Below are 23,232 nucleotides of genomic sequence, written 5' to 3' on the forward strand. Positions count from 1 at the left end.
GCCATCTTGGCGCTTTTTTTTGTGAGGGTGCCGGTGCTGGTTTACAGGCCCATACCCACTTTCCCCAATTTTTTTATCCGCTGGTTGTCCACGCTGCAGAAGTGGCCTTCAAAGAAACTCATGGCCTGCTGTGGTTCCGTGGGCTTGGCAAAATAGAAGCCCTGAATATAGTCACACTCCCGTTGCTGCAAGAGCTCAAGTTGTTCCTTGGTTTCGACCCCTTCGGCCACCACGTGTAATTGCAGGCTTTTTGCCAGGCCGATAATGGATTCCAGCACCTTCAGTGATTCCGGGTTGGAATCGATATCGCGAATAAACGTGCGGTCAATTTTGAGGGTGTCGATGGGGAACTTGAGCAAATAGGCCAGGGAGGAATAGCCGGTGCCAAAGTCATCCAGCGCAATGCGTACCCCCAATGATTTGATTTCGTTCAGGAGTGCCACCGCATGCTTTTCATTCTGCATCAGGCCGGATTCGGTAATTTCAATTTCCAGCTGTTCGGGGCGGATATCGAAATTGCCCAGGGCCTGCTTGATGGTGTGTAACGGGTTGCCGTAGTTCAACTGTACCGGGGACAGGTTGGTGGAAACCGTCACGTTCTTGTAGCCTTTTCGATTCCAGAATTCGATCTGGCGACAGGTTTGTTCGATGGCCCAGTCCCCCAGGGTCTGGATATAGCCGGAATCCTCTGCCAGGGGGATAAACAGTCCGGGGCTGATCATACCCTTCTCTGGGTGCACCCAGCGCATCAGGGTTTCAAATTCAAAGCGGGTCTCGCCGAACAGGGGGACTTTAGGCTGGTAGTACAGAATGAATTCGTTGTTGGCAAGGGCGGTGCGCATGGACGCTTCCAGCTCGATGCGCTCCAGCACCGGTTTGTTCATTTTCGAATCGTAAAAGCGGGAATGGCTTTTGCCGCTGGCTTTGGCTGCGTACATGGCAGTGTCCGCATTTTTCAGCAGCGCTTCCGGAGTGCGCCCGTCTTTGGGATACATGGAGATTCCGATGCTGGCACTGATGAATACATCGTTGCCGTGCAGCACAAAGGGTTTGGACAGATTTTGTAGAATCCGCGACGCCACTTTTGCAGCTTCTTCCGGCGAATTGATTTTCGACAGCACCAGGGTGAATTCATCGCCGCCGAGGCGGGCAATGACCGATTCGGCATCATGCAAAGCCAGGCGATTGCTGGGCGCCAGCACATCGTGGCTGCGGATGCATTCCTTTAAACGAGAACTGACCTGCATGAGCAACTCGTCACCCACTTCGTGGCCCAGGCCATCATTGATGTGTTTGAAATTATCCAGATCAAAAAACAGAATGGCCGCCTGGTGTCCGGACACCTGGGATTTTTCAATCAATTGCTGAATGGTATCGATGAAGCTTACCTTGTTGGGTAACCCGGTCAGTGAATCAAAGTAAGCCAGTTCTTCAATGTGTTGTGAGGTATCCTGCAAATGCTGGCGCATGGTCTCCAGCGACTGGGAAAGCGCTCCCAGCTCGTCATCCCGCCGCAGTGGTTTGACCGGATTGAAGTTGCCGTTGGTGATGTTTTGCGTCAACACCCGAAGGCGCTGCAATGGGTCGGTAACCAGGTTTGCCACGCTGCGGTGCAATACCAGCAAACTGAGCAGGCCGGCGGCGATGGCGACATAACTGAGCATGTTGTTCAGCGTATCTCCGCTGGCATCGATTTCCACAGTGGGGGTGAGACTGACCATACTCAGTGAGTCTCCGATGGGGGTACTGTTCACCAGGTAGTGATTACTGTTCCAGAACAGGCTTGCGGTGTTCTGCAGATCTTCTGTTTCCAGCAACTGATGTATGGACAGATCCTCGGTTAATGCCGAACCCTGTTCCATCAGCACCAGCAGTACATTCGACGTGCGGCGGGCTTTCTGAATAAAGTTTTCCATTTGCTGCAGGCGGATTACGGTTTTAATGGTGAACCCGGCTGCTATGTTCGCAACCGCCGGTTGCTGCAGCAGCAGATACAGCTTTTGCTTATTGTGAAAGAAAGTAAAGCCGTCGCTGGTGTTGGCTGGAGGCTCTACCCATTCTGTATCAGGGTGGGCGCGGGCGATGGATTGACCGTTGGCATTCAGTATCTCGGCAAACTGAAGCCGGGGTTGGCGGCGCTGGAAACGTTGCAATTCGGCTTGTATGGTCGCCGGCTCCGTGGCGGCGTGCTGAAATGCTGCAACCAATGGCGGATAGTTGAGAATTTCCGCCAGCAGGTCAGCGCTGGTGGTGCGGGCGGAGGCGACGTTCCACTGCATCTGATCGCTGAGTATCTGGTTCTGGCGGGCAATACTGTCGTCCACCATACCCGCAAAATAGTGACGGGTGATATAGGAGTTCAGCAGCAGGGGCACTACCACCAACGGAAACAGAATGGCGAGGAACTTGGTTTGAAGCTTCATATAACCTGCAACTGCAATGATACGGGCAACTACCAACAGTATAGTGAGCCCAATTAGGTGGAGGGGGTCAGCAAAGGGCAATGTCTATAGAAATTTCCATGCTTTTCCGCTAATTGCTTATTCCCAAACAGTTTTTTGTATTTTAGTTCAATTTTGATAATGTGAAACGCGTCACAGTCAGGAGGTGTACCCTAATGCCGACTTCCCGCTTTCTACATGATGTGCGCGTGTTTGATGAAAACGGTACTCATGTTATCGGACATGTTATGTCCGTGGATGATCAAGGCTTGTTAATGCTATCGGACATAGCAGTAGAGGCTGAAAAAGAACTGTCCTTTATGTTGGAGGACGTTACCCGCATTGAGTCCGGGCGCATGGCGTCTTTCTCCGCTACCTGTGGTTCCTGTGAGTTGGTGCAAAGTGTGCTGGATATGTATCAGGTGCGCTTGAACTTCACGCATTTATCCAATGCAGCCAGCGCAGTGACCCGCTCCCTGCATTGAGCCGGACCCGCTCAGTGGATTTAAATGGCGGCCGGGGCTTGACGAATTCCGCTTGCTGATGGAGTCTTGTTACAACAATAACTCCATGGTTTAGTAAGGAATTTTATGCATTGGCCGGTTCAGGTAGTGGAATGTCTGGCAGGTAAGGTTGACCTGGGACAACATATTACCCTCAAAGGATGGGTGCGCACCCGCCGTGATTCCAAGGCGGGGTTTTCATTCATTAATCTGCACGATGGCTCCTGTTTCGACGGTATCCAGGTCGTAGCGGACAACTCGCTTGCCAATTACGAAGACGACATTCTGAAACTGGGAGCGGGCTGCAGTATTGCGGTCAGTGGTGAGGTGGTGGCCTCCCAGGGCAAGGAACAATCCATCGAAATCAAGGCCACCCAGGTTACGGTCATGGGGTGGGTGGATGATCCGGAGACCTATCCGGTCGCGAAAAAGCGCCATACCTTTGAGTATCTGCGTAGCGTGGCGCACCTGCGGCCCCGCACCAATACCTTTGGCGCCATCGCGCGCATTCGCAACAGCGCGTCCCAGGCCATCCACCGCTATTTCCACCAGCGAAACTTTTATTGGGTAAACACACCGATCATTACCGCCAGCGATTGTGAGGGGGCCGGCGAGATGTTCCGGGTCAGTACGCTGGATCTGCTGAACACACCCAAAACCGACCAGGGGGCAGTGGATTTCAGCCAGGATTTCTTTGCCGACGAGGCCTACCTCACCGTATCGGGGCAGTTGAATGGTGAAGCCTATTGCACAGCCCTGTCACGGGTATACACCTTTGGCCCGACCTTCCGTGCCGAAAACTCCCATACCAGCCGTCATCTGGCGGAATTCTGGATGGTGGAACCGGAACTGGCCTTTGCCGACCTGCACACCAATGCCGATATGGCGGAAGAATTTCTGCAGTTTGTATTCAAGGCGGTTCTGGATGAGCGCGAAGACGATATGAGTTTCTTTGCCAAGCACATCAATCAACAGGCCATCAGCCGGCTGGAAAATGTCATCGCCTCGGAATTCGTGCGCATGGAGTATTCCGAAGCCATTCAGATCCTTGAAAAAAGCGGCAAGACCTTTGAGTACCCGGTGCAGTGGGGCCTGGATCTGCAATCCGAGCATGAGCGCTATCTGGCGGAGGAGTATGTGGGGCGCCCGGTGATCCTGATGAACTATCCGCAAGCCATCAAAGCGTTCTACATGCGGGAAAACGACGATGGTCAGACCTGTGCCGCCATGGATGTGCTGGCGCCGGGGATCGGTGAGATCATCGGCGGCAGTCAGCGCGAGGAGCGGCTCGAGGTGCTGGATCGAAAAATGGCGGCCCTGGGCTTGACGGAAAACCTGTGGTGGTACCGGGATCTGCGCCGTTACGGCACCATCCCTCATGCTGGTTTTGGTTTGGGGTTTGAGCGTTTGCTGAATTACATCACCGGGATGGAGAATATTCGTGATGCCGTTCCTTTCCCGCGGGTACCGGGCAGCGCTCCGTTTTAACACGCGGTTACCTGCTATCACAGGCTAAGAAGTTTAGTTTTGAAACTTGAGTATTGCCGTCACATAAACGCCCTTATGACACACAAAAAGTAAACGGAGATTGCGCTTGTTGTGTGTCAGTATGCCTGCCGAGTCCTAACCCCGTTTTCGCGCTAGTACCAAGGTGGTTGACCGGTTTGAGTTTGTTTGAATCCAATGAATTGAGAAATTTGTCCCGCTATGTCCGCGGTTACCTCGGCGGACTGCGTTCGCTTTGTGTGGAAATCGAAGGGGAAGAGTTCAAGTACCTGGAAGGCGGTGACGGCGACACCATCATTTTCCTGCACGGAATTCTGGGGTCTAAAACCCAGTGGCGCAGCCTGATGCAAACCTATACCCAGGACTATCGTGTTGTGGCACTGGATATTCCGGGCCTGTGTCTGCACCAGGCGTTCGCGCAGAAGAAACATTCTCTGCGTCAGCTCAGCATCTGGCTGGAAAGCGTGGTGGATCGTTTGCGCAGTGATCGGGTGCATCTGGTCTGTCATTCCATGGGCTGCGCCCTGGGTTCCTATTTTGCAGCCACCCGGCCGGGCATGGTCAGCTCCCTGACCTTGATGGCATTCCCCGATGTGTTCAGTAACCGGGGCGAAACCCTGCAGGGGTTGGTGAATGAAATCAATGCGATGATGACCGGCTCCGATGTGAAACCGTTAGCGGATTACTATCGCCGTGCCTTTGCCAATCCTCCCAACATTCCCAATATCGTATTGCGCTACAACCTGCGGGAGGTTAACCGCTTTCGTGGCAGAGTATTGCAGGCAGTGGATGAATTTGCCCAGTCCAGCCCATTGCTGATGGCACAAATGCGCCAGCTGCGAATGCCCTGTTTGGTGATCAATGGTGATCAGGACAACATCTGCCCGGTGTTTGATGAGACCTTCTGGCGTATGAACGTGCCTGATCTGGAGTTTGTTGAATTGCAGGATTGCGGTCACGTCATCCATCTGGAAAAACCGGATGAGGTGATCTTCGAACACCGCCGTTTTCTGGAAAGGGTCGATAAACTGCTGCGCCCTGAACCACCGGAGGACACAGGTCAATACGGTGTTCTGCTGGATTAATCCTGTGTTGCTCAGGCCAGCAGCGACAGAATCTGTTGGGATAACGCATTGGCCTGCGCCTGCAAAGCAAGTCCTGCCTGGCGTTTTATCTGTTCCTTGGACAATTCACTGATCTGGGCGGCAAAGTCGGTATCGGCAATACGCGAGCGGGCTGCGGTCTGGGATTCCGAGACCGCTGACAGATTACGAATGCTGGACTCAAAACGATTCTGAATCGCACCCAGTGAGGCCCGATAACTGTCGATCCGGTTCAGGGCAGAGTCCACGGTATTGACCGACGCCTGTGCCAGCTCTGCGCTAGCGGCGCTAATGTTGGCGAGGGTGCCGGTGGCCTGGACGTTATCTTCCTGCAGTGCATTCAACCCTGCCACTGCCTGGTCCGCCCCACCAAAGGTCAATGTGGCATCGGCACTGACAGTAACCTCACCGGTGATTCTTAAGTCCTGGAAGGCGTCACTGAAGCGGTTTTCGGCACCGGCGAACAAACGGTTACTGACCGCGGAGGAGGCGGTGCTGACAACAATGTCGCGGCCGTCACCGGCCCGCAGTTCCAGCTCACCCTGATTGTTGGTGGAGGCGGTGACACCGGTTTGGTCGCTCTTGGCATTGATGGCCGCGGCAAGACTGCCGCCGGCATCGTTTTCCTCAAACCGGGCGGGGCCAATCGCCACACCGTTAATGCTCAGGTCGCCGTTGCTGATGGCACCGGATGCGACGTTGGTGGCCGTATTGTTGTTCACTGTGCCGCTGATGTCATCGGATTGCAGAGTGCCGGCATTGAACCCGGTGCTGGCGGTGGCATAGACGGAGGCCAGCCCACTGCCTTCGGTATCGCGCAGGGTATTGATGCGCTCGGCAATGGACTTGGCCAGGCCGGCACCATAGTTGAGGCTGGTGGGATCGGTGAGACTGCCGGTGTCGGCGATGGTGTTGAGGCTACCGCCATTCCCGTTACCGGCAATGTTGACCGCCGCTTCATTGCCCACCTGGATGGTCAATTCGTTGATGGGGGCGGTGTCGGCATCGCCTGCCTGCAGGCCCTGACTGCCAAGATCGTTACTGCCCAGCTGAGTGCGGCTGCCGGTGGACTGAACTGTACCGGGTAAACCGCCGAGGCTGGCACTGCGCGCATCAAAACCCCGCAGGGTAACCACCTCACCGGCATTGGCCCCCACCTGATACTGTTGATCGGTCAGCGAACCATCCAACACCTTGCGGCCGTTGAAGGTGGTGGTTTCTGCAATGCGATCCACCTCGCTGGTGAGTTGATCGATTTCTTTTTGAATAGAGCTGCGGTCGGAAGAGGAGAGGCTGCCGTTTGCCGCCTGCAGTGACAGATCGCGAATACGCTGCAGGGCGGTGGTGGTTTCTTCCAGGGCGCTTTCGGTTGTCTGTGCCAGAGAGATGCCGTCGTTGGCGTTGCGGCTGGCGGTATTGAGGCCGTTGATCTGGGCACTGAAGCGATTGGCAATGGCTAAGCCGGCAGCATCGTCTCGGGCACTGTTGATGCGATTGCCCGCCGCCACTTGTTCCAGAATCCGGTTGAGATTGGTTTGAGTCTGGCTCAGTTGGCGCAGACCCACCAGTGATGTCAGGTTGGTGTTAATGTTCTGCGGCATGACATAGTCCTCCTCAACCCTAAACTATACGCCTGCCACAACTGGATGAATATTAATCAAATTAGGCTGTTTATAACGATTTCTTTCCAACGTACAGGATTAAAGGCCAGTGGATGTCACGGGCTTGGTCGGTGTCACCCCAGGCTTTTGCCAGGGTTTCCCAGTGAATTTCGATGGGGTTCTGACCCTGTGCTTTCTGATATTGTTTAACCGCTGACCAGGTGTTCAGGTAGCCGATCAGATGACTGAATTGCCAGGTGGCCTGCATGAAGAACTCTTGCGTCGGCACACGGGGATAGGGGAAGTGGATGCGGGTGTAGCCATTATCCAGCAGGGCTCGCTCCGGGGGCCAGTAGGGTCCTACCACCTGACTGTGAAAATGTTCGATAACACTGTCCAGCTCGGTACCGGTGTACAGTAGTTGGTAGCCCCAGGCGGCCAGTATGCCGCCGGGTTTCAGTACCCGCTCCACCTCGGCAAAGAACGCGTCGTGGCGAAACCAGTGAATGGCCTGGGCAACGGTCACCAGATCAACGGTGCCGTCGTCAGCCTGGATCTGCTCGGCCGGCGACACGTGGTAGGTGACATTGGCACAGGGCTCAGCCTCGCGAATCTGGGCTGCGCTGGCATCGCTGGCGTGCACCTGGGAGAAGTGTGTGGCCAGCGTCCGCGATGCCTGGCCATTGCCACAGCCTATGTCAAAAGCCAGCTCATTGGTGGGGGTGAGCCGGGCAAGACAGGCGTAGAGTTCGGTGGGGTATTGTGGTCGAAAGCGTTTGTAGCCGTCGGCTGCGGTGGAAAAGTAATCTTTGAACTCTGCCATGCCTTGCTTCATCCTCAGTGTGGGTTGTTACATCAAGTCCACTCCGCATTCCAGTTGCTCGAACCAGGCCAGAAAGGCGGCGACTTTGTCTTTGCCGATAAAGGCCTTGCCGTGCTGGGGCACGATCATTTCAATATCCAGTGTGCGGACGTGATTGACCCAGATTCTACAGGCCTTGTTGCAGGCCATATAGCGTTTATGGAAGCCTTCCATCAGGGGAATATGATCATCCATGTCAGCCACCGGTTCGTGATCCTGCCCCGGGGTCATGGCGGCACCCACATCACCGGAGAACAGTATTTTGCTCACCGGATCGTAAAAATGGAAGTTGCCCACGGAATGCAGAAAGTGCGCGGGTACGGCCACGATGGCCGATTTCCCCAGGCGAATTTTTCCGCCTTCGTCCGGTATTTCCACCATCCGATCCATTAGTGATTTATTCATTTTGCCGGACACAAAATCGGAAACAAGGTGGGGCAGGAATCTGGCCCACAGCCGTGAGGTCACGACTTTGCACTCTGAATGCATCAGCCAGCGGGGCAGGGAGGTAATGATATCTGGGTCCTGATGTGAGGCAAACACGTAGCGCAAGTCGGATTTGACGTTCAGGTGTTTGGCCAGCTCTATGGACAGTGGGGTAAAAGTGAGCTCGCCACCGGGGTCAAACAGCGCCGCTTCACCGTGATCGACAATGACCATCTGGTTGCTGGGAATGGCCTCACCGGCCACCAGATCGGTGAAAAACAGGACGCGATGCTCATCGTCATTGAATAAGGTTTGAACTTTCTGGCTCATGTCAGGCTACCTATGGATACAGATAGCGCTATTCTACGGGGGTAAAATCCCCCACCCGTGATATGGGTCAATATCCCGGTGGCTGCCTTGAATAGATCATGATCAACTGCGGCAGGCCGCTGGTAGAAACTCTGTGGACAGTGAGGTGCGGTTGTCACCTACGGCCTGCATCCCGGGGGGAATTTCATCATGGCCGCAAATCCACGATACCGGGCTGGCGGGGCTGTTGGTGACGATCAAGGGGCGCAGAGTCAACACTTTGTCCTGCATGCCGGCGTTGACTTTGTTTCCCATGGTGATGTGGATCGCACCGCTGTCCACTGCAACGCTTGTAACGTAGTGACCAATAATATACTGCGACGGCGGTACACCCGCCTGCTGGTTGTCCTTGGGAAAACGGCCTTTGCTGCGATAATACTCGATAACATTGGGTTTCAGCTCTCCCACCAAAGCCAGTGCTTCCGCTACTTTGGCCCGTGACACGTATACCTGGTACGCCGGTAGTGAAACCGATGCCAGAATACCGATGATGGCCACAACGATCATCAACTCGATTAATGTAAACCCTGATTGATTATGCATTGTTGGTTCTCCTAAACCATGGCGCCCAATGCGAAGATGGGCAGGTAGTACGCGATGATAAGCCCGCCGATCAACACAAACAGAAAGGCCTGCAGGAAGACGGTAAACGAGGTTCTGAATTCTGTTAACGCGGTGATCAATTGGGTGGGTGCCTGATGTAAATGGTAAGCAAGTTCAGCGCTGAAGGTGTCATTTTTTTTAGCATACGACAGCAGCCTGTCCGTTGCCGCGGGCATGCCCCCGGCGCCGGCCTCAGGCTGACGGCAACCGGCCAACCTGTAGGCGTGGGTTGCAGCCTCGTCTGCCGACATGCCTCCCCGCATCAGTAGATCGATGTACGCCAGCAGGATGTAGGTATTGGTGATGGACAGGATACGGCGGCCTCCCCAAAGCCAGGCGGGGGAGACGTTGCAGTAACGAAAGCCGGAGAGGTCCACATAAAGCCGGTACAGCGCCAGGCTCAGGCTGCCCAATGCGATGCCCGTCATTGTCAGCGCACCGAGCCCCCACAGCGCGCCTGGTCCAAGCATAAAGGCTGTGAGCTGGGGCAGTTCGTGTTCAAACTCAAGAAAAACAGCGTATAGGTTTCCCGCTACGCTGGTTTTAAAGATGGCGAAGACGACGAAGGCAATCAGCAGTAATGCCGCAAAATACGTGAAGGAACTGCGTAAGCTCAGCAGGTGGGCATTGATTTCCTGATCGATCTGATGTCGGTATTCATTGTAGGTGACAATGATATCACCGGTGGCACCATGGGATTTGACCGCGGCGATGATCTTGAACAGCGAGCCGTAGCCGCTGTTTGTCAATGCTCCCTGGTTGGTTTTGATGGCGTTGACCGCGGTGCGGATCGAATCGTCTCCGTTTGCAGCAATGCGATCCAGTGCGGACTGCAACCGAAAGTCGGGGCGCGTTGCCAGAAACGCAAGCTGTCTGCCAACGAATTCCAGTGCCTGTTGGATAGGTTGTTTCAACATGGGTGGCGCATCCTTATTGCTTGCAAAGAGTGGTTAACAGCTCTTTTTTTATCGTGTTGTTGGGGAGGGCCCCGAGTTTAACCCGCGGGTGGCTGGCGTAGCCGCATAGCCATACCACGCTGCCGCCGCTGGGCATTGCGTAAGGAGTGATGCTAAGGGTGCCGTTAATGCCCGTTGTCGTTGGGCTGGTGAAGGTGAACCAGAAGGCGGTGCCATCAAAGCCATGATCTGTCATATTCAGATTCTGGAATTCGTCGGTGTTTGCAATCCTGTTAATATAGCGATCCGTGAGGGGCTGGTCCGGTAAAGTGCCGTGGTAGGCGTAGTGTTCGTGTACGAAGGATTTGAAACCGGTCAGGAAAAAATAGAATTCAGCCAGCTTGGCTTTATTGAAAAGCTGGCTGGCCTGAGCCAGGATAATGGACGCCAACACAATGATCAGCCCGGCGGTGGCAACGATGTTGAACATCTCGCGAAATTCAAAATCGTGCAGCAACCGGTGGGATCCTTCCTGTACTTTCATCAGCCACTCATTTTCAGATGTCCAGTAGCCACTGGATAAAGAGTTTTGCCACAAAGCCGAGCATTCCCAGGGTCAACACCAAAAACAGAATAAAGGTGCCGAAGCGCCCGGCTTTGGATTCCCGTGCCAGTTGCGCAACGATAAACACCATATACAACATGAACGCGGCCAGCCCGACGCTGAGCCCAAAGGAGGCTATCTCCTGCTCGGTGTAACTCAGAAACGTATTCACGGCAGACCCTGGGTGCGCAGTGGTAGCGCGTCGGCCCGCACGGAATCGCGATAGGCATGCCAGCTGGCGTGCCCCAGTACAGGCACCACGATCACGCTGCCGGCCAGCCCCAGCAGGCCCAGCAGGGAGCTGAACATGATCAGGATGGCCCACAGGGCCATGGGCAGGGGGTTCTGCATCACCACCTTCCAACTCACCAGCACCGCCTCCAGGATGGGGATTTTACGGTCCAGCAAGAGGGGCAGGGTAACCACGGTGGATGCGAATACGGGGGCCGCCAACGCCACTCCCAGCATCCACCAGAATTCAAACACATGGTTGTCGCCGGCCAGTACAACGTAGCGCAAAAAATCCAGGGGCTGCTCCACCGGGTGGGGTGAAAACAAGGTGATGAACGCCGCCGAGGTCAGCACCCAGCCGGTACCGGACAAACACAGCAGCAAGCCAAAGCGTAGCAGCCGCCAGTCATGATGAGGGGTGCCGCGCCAGCTCCACCAGGTGCGAAACACCAGCCCCAGGCTGACCGGTTGTTGGTTTTCCAGGGCCCGGCTGACAGCGTACAAACCAACCGCCACCACGGGCGCAACGGCGAGGAATCCGGTAAAGGCGCCGGCCAGCAGCCAGAACTCATCGAAGGCGATCACCAGCAGCAGAAAACCGAACAGGGATACACCCAAGCCGTGCAGCAGGCCGATGAGGGGGGCTTGCTTGAAATCCTGCCAGCCTTTCTGCAGCCAGCGCCAGGGTGCGTCCAGCGGCAGGGTCTGTATTTCTACCTGGGGCGTGTGGTGACGGGTCATTGCTCAACCCCTGCCATCAGTTGCCAGCGGAATCGGAGCTGATGCCGCCGTATTGCTGGGCCGCAATAGGGAAGCAATCCTTGATGGTGACTTTCCCCTGCAGCAGATTGCCTTTGGAGTACTCGTTGAAATGGCAGGTGTTGGTCAGTGGATCATAGTTTTCCACCCACAGATTATCGTCCTTCCAGGTGGCGGCAATGTGTAATTGGCCCTCAGGTACGTGGATGGTCATGACGCCACCATAGCGTTTTACGAACACCTGCTGGAAGTGAAAGTAATAGGCCAGTGATCCCACCAGAAGTACCGCTGCACAACCTATAAGCGCTGGTTTCCAGTGCTCCATCTTGGCGAAAAAAACCAGCACGCCGATGGCGATGGCAATGACAATAAACCAGTAAAAATAGGTAATCATGGAGCCCTCTTGAAATTGTTGTTGCGCGGATGCCCTATTGAAACACATTTTCTCGGTTTGCTTTACCGTTGTGCGTTTTGTTGCGGTTCAATGGGGCGGGATCAGTAGCCGGAATGTTGACAAAACTGGAGTGTGCGTCTGAAATTTGATCAAGCAGGTGGCATTTTAGCTAGTTTGATTAGGTAGATATTACAACAGACACCGCAAATGGGCGTAAGCCAATCTAAAAAACCAGCCGTGTGGGACGTTTATTGCGTTCAATCCCGTAAAAGGGAGGATTTTCATCAATTTTTATTCGAATACAGGCCCGTTCTCCGGTATATTGCGCACCATTTCCTGTCCAAACCATAGAGAAGCAAGATGACTGATTTAGCACAATATCGAAATATAGGTATCTTCGCTCACGTTGACGCCGGTAAGACCACCACAACTGAGCGAATCTTGAAGCTGACCGGTAAGATCCACAAGACCGGTGAAGTGCATGACGGTGCGGCCACCACCGACTTTATGGAGCAGGAACAGGAACGCGGTATTACCATCCAATCGGCGGCCACCACCTGTTTCTGGAAAGACCACCGCTTCAATATCATCGATACCCCAGGACACGTTGACTTCACCATCGAAGTATACCGTTCACTGAAAGTTCTGGACGGCGGGGTTGGTGTATTCTGTGGTTCCGGCGGGGTAGAGCCCCAGTCTGAAACCAACTGGCGTTATGCCAACGAGTCTGAAGTGGCTCGTATTATATTTGTGAATAAGCTTGACCGGATGGGTGCGGATTTCCTGCGGGTGGTGAAGCAGGTGGAAGACGTACTGGGTGCTCACCCATTGGTGATGACGCTGCCTATCGGCCGTGAAGACGAGTTTGTGGGTGTGGTTGACGTATTGAACCAGAAAGCATTCGTTTGGGATGATTCCGGCCTGCCTGAAAATTACGAAGTGAAAGACATCCCGGAAGACATGGTTGATCTGGTGGCGGAATACCGCGAGAAGATGATCGAAACCGCCGTGGAGCAGGATGATGACCTGATGGAAGCCTATCTGGAAGGGGAAGAGCCCTCCCTGGAAGACATCAAGCGCTGCATCCGCAAAGGCACCATTAACCTGGATTTTTTCCCCACCTTCTGTGGTTCCGCTTTCAAGAACAAAGGTATTCAATTGGTTCTGGATGCCGTGGTGGATTACCTGCCCAGCCCCACTGAAGTTGAGCCTCAGCCCCTGACCGACGAAGAAGGCAATGAAACCGGTGAAGTGGCCACAGTTGATCCGAAAGAGCCTCTGCGCGCCCTGGCGTTCAAAATCATGGATGATCGGTTCGGTGCCCTGACCTTTATTCGTGTCTACTCCGGGGTAATTGAAAAAGGCGACACCATCCTCAATTCATTCACCGGTAAAACCGAGCGAGTGGGCCGCATGGTTGAGATGCACGCCAACGACCGTAACGAAATCAGCAAGGCCCAGGCCGGTGACATCATCGCCGTCGTGGGTATGAAAAACGTGCAGACCGGTCATACCCTGTGTGATCCAAAGCACCCCTGCACACTGGAAGCCATGGTGTTCCCGGATCCGGTTATCTCTATCGCGGTATCGCCCAAGGACAAAGGCGGCTCTGAGAAGATGGGTATCGCAATTGGTAAAATGGTGGCGGAAGATCCGTCGTTCCAGGTTGAAACGGATCAGGAAACCGGCGAAACCATTCTTAAGGGAATGGGTGAACTGCACCTGGACGTTAAGGTGGATATCCTCAAGCGCACCTACGGTGTTGAACTGGTGGTGGGGGCCCCTCAGGTTGCCTACCGTGAAACCATCACCCAGCCGGTTGAAGATTCCTACACCCATAAGAAGCAGTCTGGTGGTTCCGGTCAGTTCGGTAAGATCGATTACCGTATCAAGCCCGGTGAGCCCAATACCGGCCTTACCTTTACCTCCACTGTGGTGGGCGGTAACGTACCCAAGGAATTCTTCCCGGCCATCGAAAAAGGTTTCAAGTTGATGATGCAAGAAGGCCCGCTGGCCGGCTTCCCCATGCTGGATGTGGACATCGAGTTGTATGATGGTAGCTACCACGCGGTTGACTCCTCTGCCATCGCCTTTGAGTTAGCGGCAAAAGGTGCCTATCGCCAGTCCATGCCGAAGGCCGGCCCGCAGTTGCTGGAGCCTGTTATGAAGGTGGACGTGTTCACTCCGGAAGATCACGTGGGCGATGTGATTGGTGACCTTAACCGTCGCCGTGGCATGATCAAGGATCAACAGGCAGGTACCATGGGTGTGCGCATCAAGGGTGACGTTCCGCTGGCAGAAATGTTCGGCTACATTGGCCAGCTGCGTACCATGACCTCTGGCCGTGGCCAGTTCTCCATGGAGTTCTCACACTACGCGCCTTGTCCGCACAACGTGGCAGAAGAAGTGATTGCAGCGGCCAAAGCCAAGAAGGCCGCCAAATAAGCCAGTGTGATCTTCACCACAAAAAAGCCCCGCAACCGCGGGGCTTTTTTGTGGTCTGGTGTTTTCCCCGCTCAAGGTCGTTATACTGAAACGGCGCCGCGAAACGGTTCAACGTTCCGGCGTGAATGTTTTGTGAATGTATTCTTCTATAAAAAATTAATGGAATAAACAATATGAAAAAGTGGAGCTTGGGTGTCGTCCTGGCACTGACTATCAGCAGTGTTGTGCAGGCGGCTACGTTAACGGCGGATTCGGTTACCGGTATTCAAAGTGTGATGGAAGCGGCCGTTAATGGCGATATTATCGAAGTTCAGCCTGGATACTACACCGAAAATATCGACTTCCTTAACAAGGCGGTTGAATTGGTTGCGGTTGCAGGGCCGGGACAAACCATAATTGATGGCAACGGCGCCACTACCGTCAAGATTCAGGGATTGGCTACGATTCGTGGTTTCACCATTACCGGCGGCTATGCCAGCTTTGGGGCCGGCATGGAAGTGAAAGGCTCGGGGACACTGATTGAAGGGAATGTCTTTACCGGCAACCAGCAGGGAGCCGGCGGGTATGGGGCTGCCATTGGCGGCAACGCTGCCAGCCCGATTATTGATGGCAATATATTTCGTGACAACAGCAGCGATATGCAGTTTTTATCCGGCGTGGTGAGCTTTATTAATGGTTCACAGCCGGTGATTTCCAATAATATTTTTGAAAACAATCAAAGCCGCGCCATCAACCTGACTCTGCCCACGGGCAACAAGGCGTTGGTGGTCAATAACACCCTGGTGGGTAATGCCACGGGCATCTATGTGGATCGCCGTGTGAACGCGGGGGCCATTGAAATTCGCAATAACATTGTGGTCGGCAATGATGCCGGATTGCACATGCAGTTCGGCAGCGACGAGAACAATCCGCTGATTACCCATAATCTGTTTTGGAATAACCTGGTCAACTATTTTGATTTGGCGGATCAAACCGGGCTCAATGGCAACCTGATTGCCGACCCGTTGTTCATAAATAACCAATATCAGATCAGCAAGGATTCTCCCGCCATTGATGCCGGTACCGATGTGAACGCACCTGATCACGATTTTCGTGGGGTGGCGCGGCCTCGTGATGGGGATAAAGATGGTGTGGCCATTACCGACATCGGTGCCCAGGAAGGCGGCAGTGTTGGATTGGGATTGTTGGTGTTGGGATGGCTGGGCTTTTTCAGGCGCCTTCTTCAGGCGCCTTCTTCCCGTAGTTTGGTTCTGACATTCATCAGCAACTGGCCGTACATATTGGTACCGCGACGATCCCGGCCACAGCCCCAGTAGTAATCATAGAGATTGTTTTCCACCAGGCGCTTGTCCTGCGTTTCCTGTAACACCCGGGCAACGTCCGGGTAAGTTTTGCATTTGGTGTAAAGCGCCCGTGTCATATACACCACTTTTACCTTACTCCAATCGGCGCGACGTTTTTTCAAACGCCGTCGCCCCAGTTTGCGGGCCTGTTTGGGGCTGTCTGCCATGCGGATTTTTTCCTGATAGTCCGCGTCTTCAAATTTCATGGCCTGGTAGTAGTGTTCCACGGTGGGCCATTGTTTATCTTCCAGCGTGAAGGGATGGTGTGACCACGCTCCCAGGGGCTCGTCGGCGTCGCTGCGGGAGAAATACAAGGCATTGACATCCGCTTCTGCAAACAGTCCACCTGACATAATTAGCGATTCCCCCAGATAGCGGCCACGGCTCGGTCGTTACCCAGTGTACCCACTACCAATCCCAACAAACCCAGCAGGCCAAACACCAGTACCGGAAAGTAATACCCCATATCGTCGCCGGGATTCATTGCCATCACCAACAGAGCCAGAGCGGTGAATACCAGGCTGATAAAAATCAGTATTTTGCGATGGGATGGCTTGTAGGTGTAAGCGCTCTCACCGGATTCGAGTGCGTTCAATAAGGGAGAGAACAGGGCTCGCAATGCTTCTTTCATAGGATTGGATTCATCATGTTTTCTTAATGGTGTTGCCTGACAATGGGGCAGTGTACCTTCATCCTGCCCGGGTCGCTACAAACCGGAGCCTGTATATTCTTTGCAAAATTTCCATTCAGCGTGTAATTCCTGCGCTCAAAGTCGGGTTTGAATTTTTTTAGTGCTTGGGCGATGGAAAGATATCGTTTTGATATCAGTCGGTTACAGTCAAACGGTTAATCTTGGCATGATCTTCGCTGGTTTTACCGTGCGGTTTTTAATACAGGAGTTTTGTTATGTCTTTCACCGATGCTGTAAAAGAGAAACTGAATGCGCAGATCGAGTTGTGGGAGAAGCAACTGGATGAGCAAAAGGCCAAGTTGAAGTCGGAGCTGGCGGATGCCAAAAACCAGGAGGCGGAAAGCTCTGTTCGTGAAGAAGCAAAGAAATCGATCGAAAACAACATTGAGTTACTGCAGCATAAGATTGAAGAGGCCAAGGACAGGCTTACCGACGCTGTGGATTCTTAACCGTTGCCGTGTAAACCACGCAGCCTTACAACACATACTATGTCACATCTCCAAAAACAAAAGGTGAGCCCGGGGCTCACCTTTTTTATTCGCCTGCCTTTAATGTCAGAAATGCCAGAAGCTCAGGCCTTGGCGAACAAGCGCTGCAAAAGGCCGGGTTTTTTCTGGGCATCCAGCGCCCGCTGATCAGCGCTTTCCTGTTTCGCCAGATCGGCCTGTTCACCAAATACGGGGGTGCCAAGAAAGGCGCAGTCCATAACGGTTTTGCCCATCAGGGTCCCCACCACCTTGCCTTGCAGCTTTTGGTCCTTATCCACCTGGCCACGGTAGGTCAGGGTCATAGGTACCGGTTTGGTGAGTTTGCATTTCCACACCAGGCTATCGCCGTTCTCAATCTTTCCATCCAATACCATTTGATTGCCGTGTTCTTCATTAAGCACATGGCCGTTGAGTGCAGCGCCACTGGATGCCAGCACCAGACGGCTGAACTGGTCACCCACCGGAGATTTGATGGTAATGTCCCAGACATTATCAACCCGGTCTATGGGTACCGCTTCGATGGGGCCAAGTTCCGCCTGGGTGGCAGTCATATCGTAGAACATCTGGCACTCTTCATCAGAGAAGCCCAGGTTTTTCAGATCATCAAATGAACTCTTAAAAATTTGCAGCCCACTGGTATCGTCTGTCATCACGGTGTTCATTTGCGCTGCCACGGATTCCACCGACATGTCCACCGGCATCGCCGCACTGGAGGCCATGACGATACGAGAGAACTTACCACCGCCCACGGAAAATATTTCGCGGCTGATATCGCACTGCTCATGGCATAGGTAAGCCACCACCGGTGCCAGTTTTTCCGGTTGAAAATCCTGTTCCAGGTGATCGCGAAACCCACCTTGTGGCAGTAGTGCCGACAGGCGGGTGAAGGCGGCCGGCATAATCACATTGACATTGATGTTGTGGTCCACACCCAGTAAGCCGGCATTGCGTGACAGGCCGATCAAAGCAGCTTTCATGGAGGGGTAGGTGGTTTGCGGACTAAAACCCAGCACGGAATCCGATGACGTGTTGATGATGCGGCCGTAGTTCTGTTTTTTCATGTGGGGCCAGGCCGCGCGCATGGTGTTGACCGCGCCCATCACGTGGACACCCAGGTGAAGATCGATTTCCTCGCGGTCGATGTCAGGAAAAACGCCGGTGCTGGCAATGCCTGCATTGTTGATCACGATATCGATACGCCCCCAGTTTTCAAGCGCCGTATCCACCATGCGCTGGGCATTTTCAAACTTGGATACATCGTGCCCATCGGCAATGGCTTTGCCTTTACCCAGTGCGTTTATCTTGTCTGCAGCGGCACTGGCCACTTTGGAGCTGGGCTTGCCATCGTAGCCGAAGGTACCACCGCCCAGATCATTGACAATGACATTGGCACCACGTTCTGCCAGGTATTGCGCATACGCAAAACCCAGTCCACCGCCTGCACCCGTGACAATGGCCACCTTGCCGTTGAATTCAAATGACATCTTGTTCTCTCCCGGTGTGTTCTTTTTTGTTTGTGTGTTGTGTCGGTGTTGGTTTGAGTCCAATGGCTTATTAGTATACGATGTATACCAAAAAAGAACAGTCCTGTTTTTGAAATCTGACACGGCCGATGAAAAACAAGAACTTAACCATTGATCCCAAATAAATAATCACAGGTAAACACCAGTGCAGGAGCTGCCATGCCAGACTTTAACAAACCATCCATCATTGACGTAAACGGGGTTAAGCTGGCCGTTTATGAACAGCGTCCTCAAGGTGTGGCAAAACCTTGGCCCCTGATACTGTGTCATGGTATGCCGGAGTTGGCTTATTCCTGGCGGCACCAGTTTGAGCCCCTGGCGGCGGCGGGCTTCCATGTTATTGCGGTGGACATGCGGGGAGTGGGCCATTCCCAGGTGCTGCCGGATAAAACCGATTACACCCTGGCCAAGCGCCTGGGGGATATGTGTGGATTACTGGATCATTTTGATTATCAGCAAGCTGTTTTTATCGGCCACGATTTTGGCGGTACCATTGTGTGGGGGATGGGCCTGTATTATCCGGAGCGGGTGAAGGCATTGTGTGCCTGTAATTCCCCGTTTGCGGACATGCCTATGAATCCCCTGGATTTATATAATCAGTTGTACGGCCCGGACAACTATTTCGCCTATTTCCAAACGCAGGCCTGTGAGGCCAAGTTTAATGAGGATCCGGCGCGGACATTTCGGTTTTACGCCCGCCGGGATACCGGGCAGGGCACCAATCTATCCCGCAGCCGCCAGCATGATGCTGAAAGCATTGCCCACGTGCATTGGATTCATGATGATGAGTCCACCTGGCCCGGAGAAGTACTGCTGAGTGATGAAGAGCTGGACTATTATGCCAGCGCCTATGGCGCCACCGGTTTTGGGGGAGCGTTAAATTGGTATCGGTGTTTGCCGTTGGATTACGAACATCAAAAGCGGGTTTACCCTGATGGCTTACCCACCATCACTGTGCCGGTGTTGGCGGTTGGATCAGAGCTGGACTTTATTGCTGCCCACCATTTTTACGATTTGCTGGACGGCTATTGCAGTGATTGGAAGAAAGTGGTTATCGAAAACGCCGGCCACTGGACTCAGCAGGAGCAACCACAAGCATTGAATGCGGTGTTGTTGGAATGGTTGCAAACAGTTGCTCCGTAGCGCTTTTGGAGAGCGGTGGGGAGCGATTCCCAGTGGGCACCGAACACCGGTTTAAAGGTGGGCTCGGTGGCGCGCCCCAGTTGCTCCCGGATTTTCAGAGCGTGGGCTGCCATACTGCAGATCGCGCAATCCCCCATCGTAGACAAACCAGACACCCTTACCGGCCTTCACATTCATGGATTAGTCTGTATCGTCGGCCTGGGCCAGGGGCCAGCCCCCCAAGGCCTTCCATTTGTTGATGACCCAGCAGAAAAACTCCGCGGTTTTCACGGCGTCGTAAATGGCGGAATGGGCCTCTGCATTACTGAATGAAATGTGGGCGGCCCGACAGGCCTTGGCTAACACGGTCTGGCCCACGGCAACGCCGCCGATGGTGGCGGTGTCAAAGCAGGAGAAGGGATGAAAGGGGTTCCGTTTAATGCCGTTGCGGGCTACGGCGGCATTAACAAAATCGCGATCGAAGAACGCATTGTGACCCACCAGAATGGCGCGGGTGCAGCCTTCTTCCTTCATGGCGCACCGCACAGCACGAAAGATGCTTTTGATGGCCTCCATTTCATGCACGGCACCGCGAAAGGGGTGATAGGGGTCAATGCCGGTAAAATCCAGCGCCGCCTGCTCAATGTTGGCGCCCTCAAAGGGAGTCACATGGTGGTGTATCTGCTGGCCGGGTTCCAGATTGCCGTTTTCATCCATGTCCAGGATGACGGCGGCAATTTCCAGCAGAGCGTCGGTTTGGTGATTGAAACCGCCGGTTTCCACATCGATCACCACGGGGAGGTAGCCACGAAAGCGCTTGGCGAGGCTAGGGGTATGGTCAGTCATGGGGTACTTTCTTATGCATTTGGCGAAATGCTAACGTACCGGGGTGGCCATCACAAATGTTTTACCCCTCTGGGCTGAGAAATGCGCTCCTTATGCCAGGAAAGTGCTCAAGATTTCACATTTTGTACCGATAACTTCCTTGTATAAGTCCGAGTATTGGCTGGAAACGGGTATATGTTGCGTAACCTCTTGATTGGTCTGATCGTTTTGATGTCGACGCCGGCACTGGGCCACACCTATGCGGCGCGGGTGGATGAGGCAGTGTGGCATCTGGATCCATCCCCGCTGAAGTGCCGGTTGTGGCAGGCAGTGCCCAACTACGGAGATGCGGTGTTTGAAGTGGCCGCCGGAGAATCCCTGCGCTTTTATATGGATTTATATCGACCGGTGTCCAAGGCCGGGCAGGCGAAGATGGTGATCGAGGCCCCGGAGTGGCGGGATGGACTGACACCCCGCAGTATCGGTACCACCTCGTTCAAACGGGGGCGGCGCCCCATTGAATTGGCGGAAGAAGTGGCCAGTGAACTGCTGGCTGAGTTGCAGGTGGGCATGACGCCTTCTTTTGTGCACCCGGGGTGGTACGGTAAACACGATATTTCCGTCGGGGTATCGGCGGTGAATTTCCAGAATGCCTATTTGGGGTATGTGTCCTGTGTGGCGGGCTTGTACCCGGCCGGTTACGACGAGCTGCAGCAGACCTACCTGCACTTTGAGACCAACAAATACGGTATCAAGGGCGCGCTGAAGGAACGCCTGGATTTGATTGCCGGTTATGTCGCCATCGACAACAGCGTGAAAAAAATCTACATCGACGGTCATACCGACAGCCGCGGCCGCCGGGGCCACAACTGGGAGCTTTCCCGCCTGCGGGCGGATGCCGTGCAGCGCTATCTGGAAGAGAAAGGGGTTTATCCGGACATGATTGAGATGCGTTACCATGGCGAAGGCAGCCCCGCCAAAAAGAACACCAGCCAGAGTAATATGGCGTTTAACCGCAGAGTCCTGGTGCGCCTGTACCGCTGACATAATCCTGTCTTCAGGCGGTAGGAAAATACGCCCCCGATCGGGTACAATACGCGCCTTTCTCAATTTCCATCACATCAGTCCTGAAGGTCTAAGGGTTTACGCATGTCTGACATCAAAAAGGTGGTTTTAGCCTATTCTGGCGGCTTGGATACCTCGGTTATCGTAAAGTGGCTTCAAGAAAGCTATCAGTGCGAAGTGGTTACATTCACCGCAGACCTGGGGCAGGGTGAAGAGGTAGAGCCGGCCCGTGCCAAGGCCCAGGCCATGGGCATCAAGGAAATCTACATTGAAGACCTGCGGGAAGAGTTTGTCCGGGATTTTGTGTATCCCATGTTCCGCGCCAACACCATCTATGAGGGTGAGTACCTGCTGGGAACCTCCATTGCGCGGCCATTGATTGCCAAGCGCCTGGTGGAAATCGCCGAAGCAACCGGTGCTGATGCCATCTCTCACGGCGCCACCGGCAAGGGTAATGATCAAGTGCGTTTTGAGCTGGGTGCCTACGCGCTGACCCCCGGCATACAAGTCATTGCCCCCTGGCGTGAGTGGGATTTGACCTCCCGCGAAACCCTGATGGCCTATGCACAGAAGCATGATATCCCCGTTGATTTCTCCAAAGCCGGTAAGAAATCCCCTTATTCCATGGATGCCAACCTGCTGCATATTTCCTACGAAGGCGGCATCCTGGAAGATCCCTGGGCGGAACCCGAAGAGGATATGTGGCGTTGGTCGGTGAGCCCGGAAGCAGCGCCGGATCAGCCCACCTATATTGAGTTGACCTACGAGAAGGGCGATATCGTTGCCATCGACGGTGAGCAACTGAAAGCCCACGAAGTACTGGAGAAGCTCAACAAGCTCGGCGGCGCCAACGGCATCGGGCGCCTGGATATCGTGGAAAACCGCTATGTGGGGATGAAATCCCGTGGCGCCTATGAAACCCCCGGTGGCACCATCATGATGCGGGCCCACCGTGCCATTGAGTCCATTACCCTGGACCGGGAAGTGGCGCACCTGAAAGACAGTTTGATGCCCAAGTACGCCGAGCTGCTTTATAACGGCTATTGGTGGAGCCCGGAGCGCAAGATGATGCAGGCCATGATCGATGAAAGCCAGTTGGTGGTGAATGGTGTGGTGCGGGTTAAGTTGTACAAGGGCAACGTGACTGTAGTGGGCCGCAAGTCCAGTGATACCCTGTTTGATGATCGCATAGCCACCTTTGAAGACGACGCCGGTGCCTACAATCAACAGGATGCGGAGGGCTTTATCAAACTGAATGCCCTGCGTTTGCGTATTGCCGCCAACAAGGGTCGTAAACTGAAGTAGTCAACCGTCTTGCTAGCGGCTCCAGAAGCGAGAAGCCCCGGCCTCCAAAGGCGGGGCTTTTTTGTGCCTATTTCACTGTCTGAACCACAATCTGTATCTATACTGGACTCATGGATGGAGTATTGTC

At 54.1% G+C, this 23,232-nt stretch carries 23 protein-coding genes; 9 read left to right on the forward strand and 14 right to left on the reverse strand.

Annotated elements, in window-relative coordinates:
* Positions 1–41 precede the first annotated feature (41 nt).
* Entirely contained in the window at positions 42–2,423 is a 2,382-nt protein-coding gene (locus D9N13_RS09075) for a putative bifunctional diguanylate cyclase/phosphodiesterase (protein WP_290588448.1), read from the reverse strand.
* Positions 2,424–2,617: 194 nt separating this feature from the next.
* Here D9N13_RS09075 and D9N13_RS09080 point away from each other — a divergent pair, with 194 nt between their 5' ends.
* The 3 genes from D9N13_RS09080 (at position 2,618) to D9N13_RS09090 (ending at position 5,535) form a co-directional block, all read left to right on the forward strand.
* On the forward strand, positions 2,618–2,926 hold the full coding sequence (locus tag D9N13_RS09080) for a hypothetical protein (protein WP_290588450.1): 309 nt from the start codon (positions 2,618–2,620) through the stop codon (positions 2,924–2,926).
* Between the two features lie 105 nt (positions 2,927–3,031).
* Positions 3,032–4,432, forward strand: a complete 1,401-nt coding sequence (asnS, locus tag D9N13_RS09085) for an asparagine--tRNA ligase (protein WP_290588452.1) — start codon at positions 3,032–3,034, stop codon at positions 4,430–4,432.
* A 176-nt stretch (positions 4,433–4,608) separates the two neighbouring features.
* Positions 4,609–5,535, forward strand: a complete 927-nt coding sequence (locus tag D9N13_RS09090; RefSeq protein ID WP_290588454.1) for an alpha/beta fold hydrolase — start codon at positions 4,609–4,611, stop codon at positions 5,533–5,535.
* A gap of 11 nt (positions 5,536–5,546) precedes the next feature.
* On the opposite strand, the gene D9N13_RS09095 is transcribed toward D9N13_RS09090, so the two are convergent.
* The 9 genes from D9N13_RS09095 to D9N13_RS09135 form a co-directional block, all read right to left on the reverse strand.
* On the reverse strand, positions 5,547–7,154 hold the full coding sequence (locus tag D9N13_RS09095; protein WP_290588456.1) for a flagellin: 1,608 nt from the start codon (positions 7,152–7,154) through the stop codon (positions 5,547–5,549).
* Between the two features lie 70 nt (positions 7,155–7,224).
* Positions 7,225–7,977 carry a class I SAM-dependent methyltransferase gene (locus D9N13_RS09100; RefSeq protein ID WP_290588458.1) on the reverse strand — a complete coding sequence of 251 codons (753 nt, stop codon included), beginning with the start codon at positions 7,975–7,977 and terminating at the stop codon, positions 7,225–7,227.
* 27 nt (positions 7,978–8,004) lie between these two features.
* Entirely contained in the window at positions 8,005–8,772 is a 768-nt protein-coding gene (locus tag D9N13_RS09105) for an MBL fold metallo-hydrolase (RefSeq protein ID WP_290588460.1), read from the reverse strand.
* 102 nt (positions 8,773–8,874) lie between these two features.
* Complete coding sequence (locus D9N13_RS09110) at positions 8,875–9,354, reverse strand: pilin (RefSeq protein ID WP_290588462.1); 480 nt, start codon at positions 9,352–9,354, stop codon at positions 8,875–8,877.
* A gap of 11 nt (positions 9,355–9,365) precedes the next feature.
* Entirely contained in the window at positions 9,366–10,331 is a 966-nt protein-coding gene (locus D9N13_RS09115; protein WP_290588464.1) for a hypothetical protein, read from the reverse strand.
* A 13-nt stretch (positions 10,332–10,344) separates the two neighbouring features.
* Complete coding sequence (locus tag D9N13_RS09120) at positions 10,345–10,854, reverse strand: pilin (RefSeq protein WP_290588466.1); 510 nt, start codon at positions 10,852–10,854, stop codon at positions 10,345–10,347.
* Between the two features lie 13 nt (positions 10,855–10,867).
* The gene (locus D9N13_RS09125; RefSeq protein ID WP_290588468.1) at positions 10,868–11,086 is read right to left on the reverse strand and encodes a DUF2788 domain-containing protein; all 219 of its coding nucleotides are present in this window, start codon (positions 11,084–11,086) and stop codon (positions 10,868–10,870) included.
* A complete protein-coding gene (locus tag D9N13_RS09130) occupies positions 11,083–11,886 on the reverse strand; it encodes a DUF2189 domain-containing protein (RefSeq protein ID WP_290588470.1) in 804 nt (267 codons plus the stop codon). Before D9N13_RS09130 ends, D9N13_RS09125 begins: the two co-directional genes overlap by 4 nt.
* 16 nt (positions 11,887–11,902) lie before the next feature.
* On the reverse strand, positions 11,903–12,298 hold the full coding sequence (locus tag D9N13_RS09135) for a hypothetical protein (RefSeq protein ID WP_290588472.1): 396 nt from the start codon (positions 12,296–12,298) through the stop codon (positions 11,903–11,905).
* Positions 12,299–12,658: 360 nt separating this feature from the next.
* Between D9N13_RS09135 and fusA the strand changes: the two genes are divergently transcribed.
* Complete coding sequence (gene fusA, locus D9N13_RS09140) at positions 12,659–14,743, forward strand: elongation factor G (protein WP_290588474.1); 2,085 nt, start codon at positions 12,659–12,661, stop codon at positions 14,741–14,743.
* 173 nt (positions 14,744–14,916) lie between these two features.
* Positions 14,917–16,059 carry a right-handed parallel beta-helix repeat-containing protein gene (locus tag D9N13_RS09145; protein ID WP_290588476.1) on the forward strand — a complete coding sequence of 381 codons (1,143 nt, stop codon included), beginning with the start codon at positions 14,917–14,919 and terminating at the stop codon, positions 16,057–16,059.
* On the opposite strand, the gene D9N13_RS09150 is transcribed toward D9N13_RS09145, so the two are convergent.
* Together D9N13_RS09150 and D9N13_RS09155 are read right to left on the reverse strand one after the other, a co-directional pair.
* Positions 15,966–16,439, reverse strand: coding sequence for an NADAR family protein (locus D9N13_RS09150; RefSeq protein WP_290588478.1), 474 nt, complete (start codon positions 16,437–16,439; stop codon positions 15,966–15,968). The two genes, D9N13_RS09145 and D9N13_RS09150, sit on opposite strands and share 94 nt — an antisense overlap.
* Before the next feature lie 2 nt (positions 16,440–16,441).
* Positions 16,442–16,717 carry a hypothetical protein gene (locus D9N13_RS09155; protein WP_290588480.1) on the reverse strand — a complete coding sequence of 92 codons (276 nt, stop codon included), beginning with the start codon at positions 16,715–16,717 and terminating at the stop codon, positions 16,442–16,444.
* A gap of 275 nt (positions 16,718–16,992) precedes the next feature.
* Between D9N13_RS09155 and D9N13_RS09160 the strand changes: the two genes are divergently transcribed.
* Positions 16,993–17,226 carry a hypothetical protein gene (locus D9N13_RS09160; protein ID WP_290588482.1) on the forward strand — a complete coding sequence of 78 codons (234 nt, stop codon included), beginning with the start codon at positions 16,993–16,995 and terminating at the stop codon, positions 17,224–17,226.
* Between the two features lie 122 nt (positions 17,227–17,348).
* Here D9N13_RS09160 and D9N13_RS09165 read toward each other — a convergent pair whose 3' ends face one another.
* The gene (locus tag D9N13_RS09165) at positions 17,349–18,749 is read right to left on the reverse strand and encodes an SDR family NAD(P)-dependent oxidoreductase (RefSeq protein ID WP_290588484.1); all 1,401 of its coding nucleotides are present in this window, start codon (positions 18,747–18,749) and stop codon (positions 17,349–17,351) included.
* 198 nt (positions 18,750–18,947) lie between these two features.
* Between D9N13_RS09165 and D9N13_RS09170 the strand changes: the two genes are divergently transcribed.
* Positions 18,948–19,931, forward strand: coding sequence for an alpha/beta fold hydrolase (locus D9N13_RS09170; protein WP_290588486.1), 984 nt, complete (start codon positions 18,948–18,950; stop codon positions 19,929–19,931).
* A 180-nt stretch (positions 19,932–20,111) separates the two neighbouring features.
* Here the strand turns inward: D9N13_RS09170 and rnt are convergent, their stop codons facing one another.
* Positions 20,112–20,756, reverse strand: a complete 645-nt coding sequence (rnt, locus tag D9N13_RS09175) for a ribonuclease T (RefSeq protein ID WP_290588488.1) — start codon at positions 20,754–20,756, stop codon at positions 20,112–20,114.
* Between the two features lie 174 nt (positions 20,757–20,930).
* Here rnt and D9N13_RS09180 point away from each other — a divergent pair, with 174 nt between their 5' ends.
* Positions 20,931–21,779, forward strand: a complete 849-nt coding sequence (locus D9N13_RS09180) for a flagellar protein MotY (protein WP_290588490.1) — start codon at positions 20,931–20,933, stop codon at positions 21,777–21,779.
* Between the two features lie 105 nt (positions 21,780–21,884).
* Positions 21,885–23,105, forward strand: coding sequence for an argininosuccinate synthase (locus D9N13_RS09185; protein WP_290588491.1), 1,221 nt, complete (start codon positions 21,885–21,887; stop codon positions 23,103–23,105).
* The last annotated feature ends 127 nt before the right edge of the window (positions 23,106–23,232 follow it).

This window comes from Ketobacter sp. GenoA1 (assembly GCF_003671475.1).
Classification (GTDB): Bacteria; Pseudomonadota; Gammaproteobacteria; order Pseudomonadales; family Ketobacteraceae; genus Ketobacter.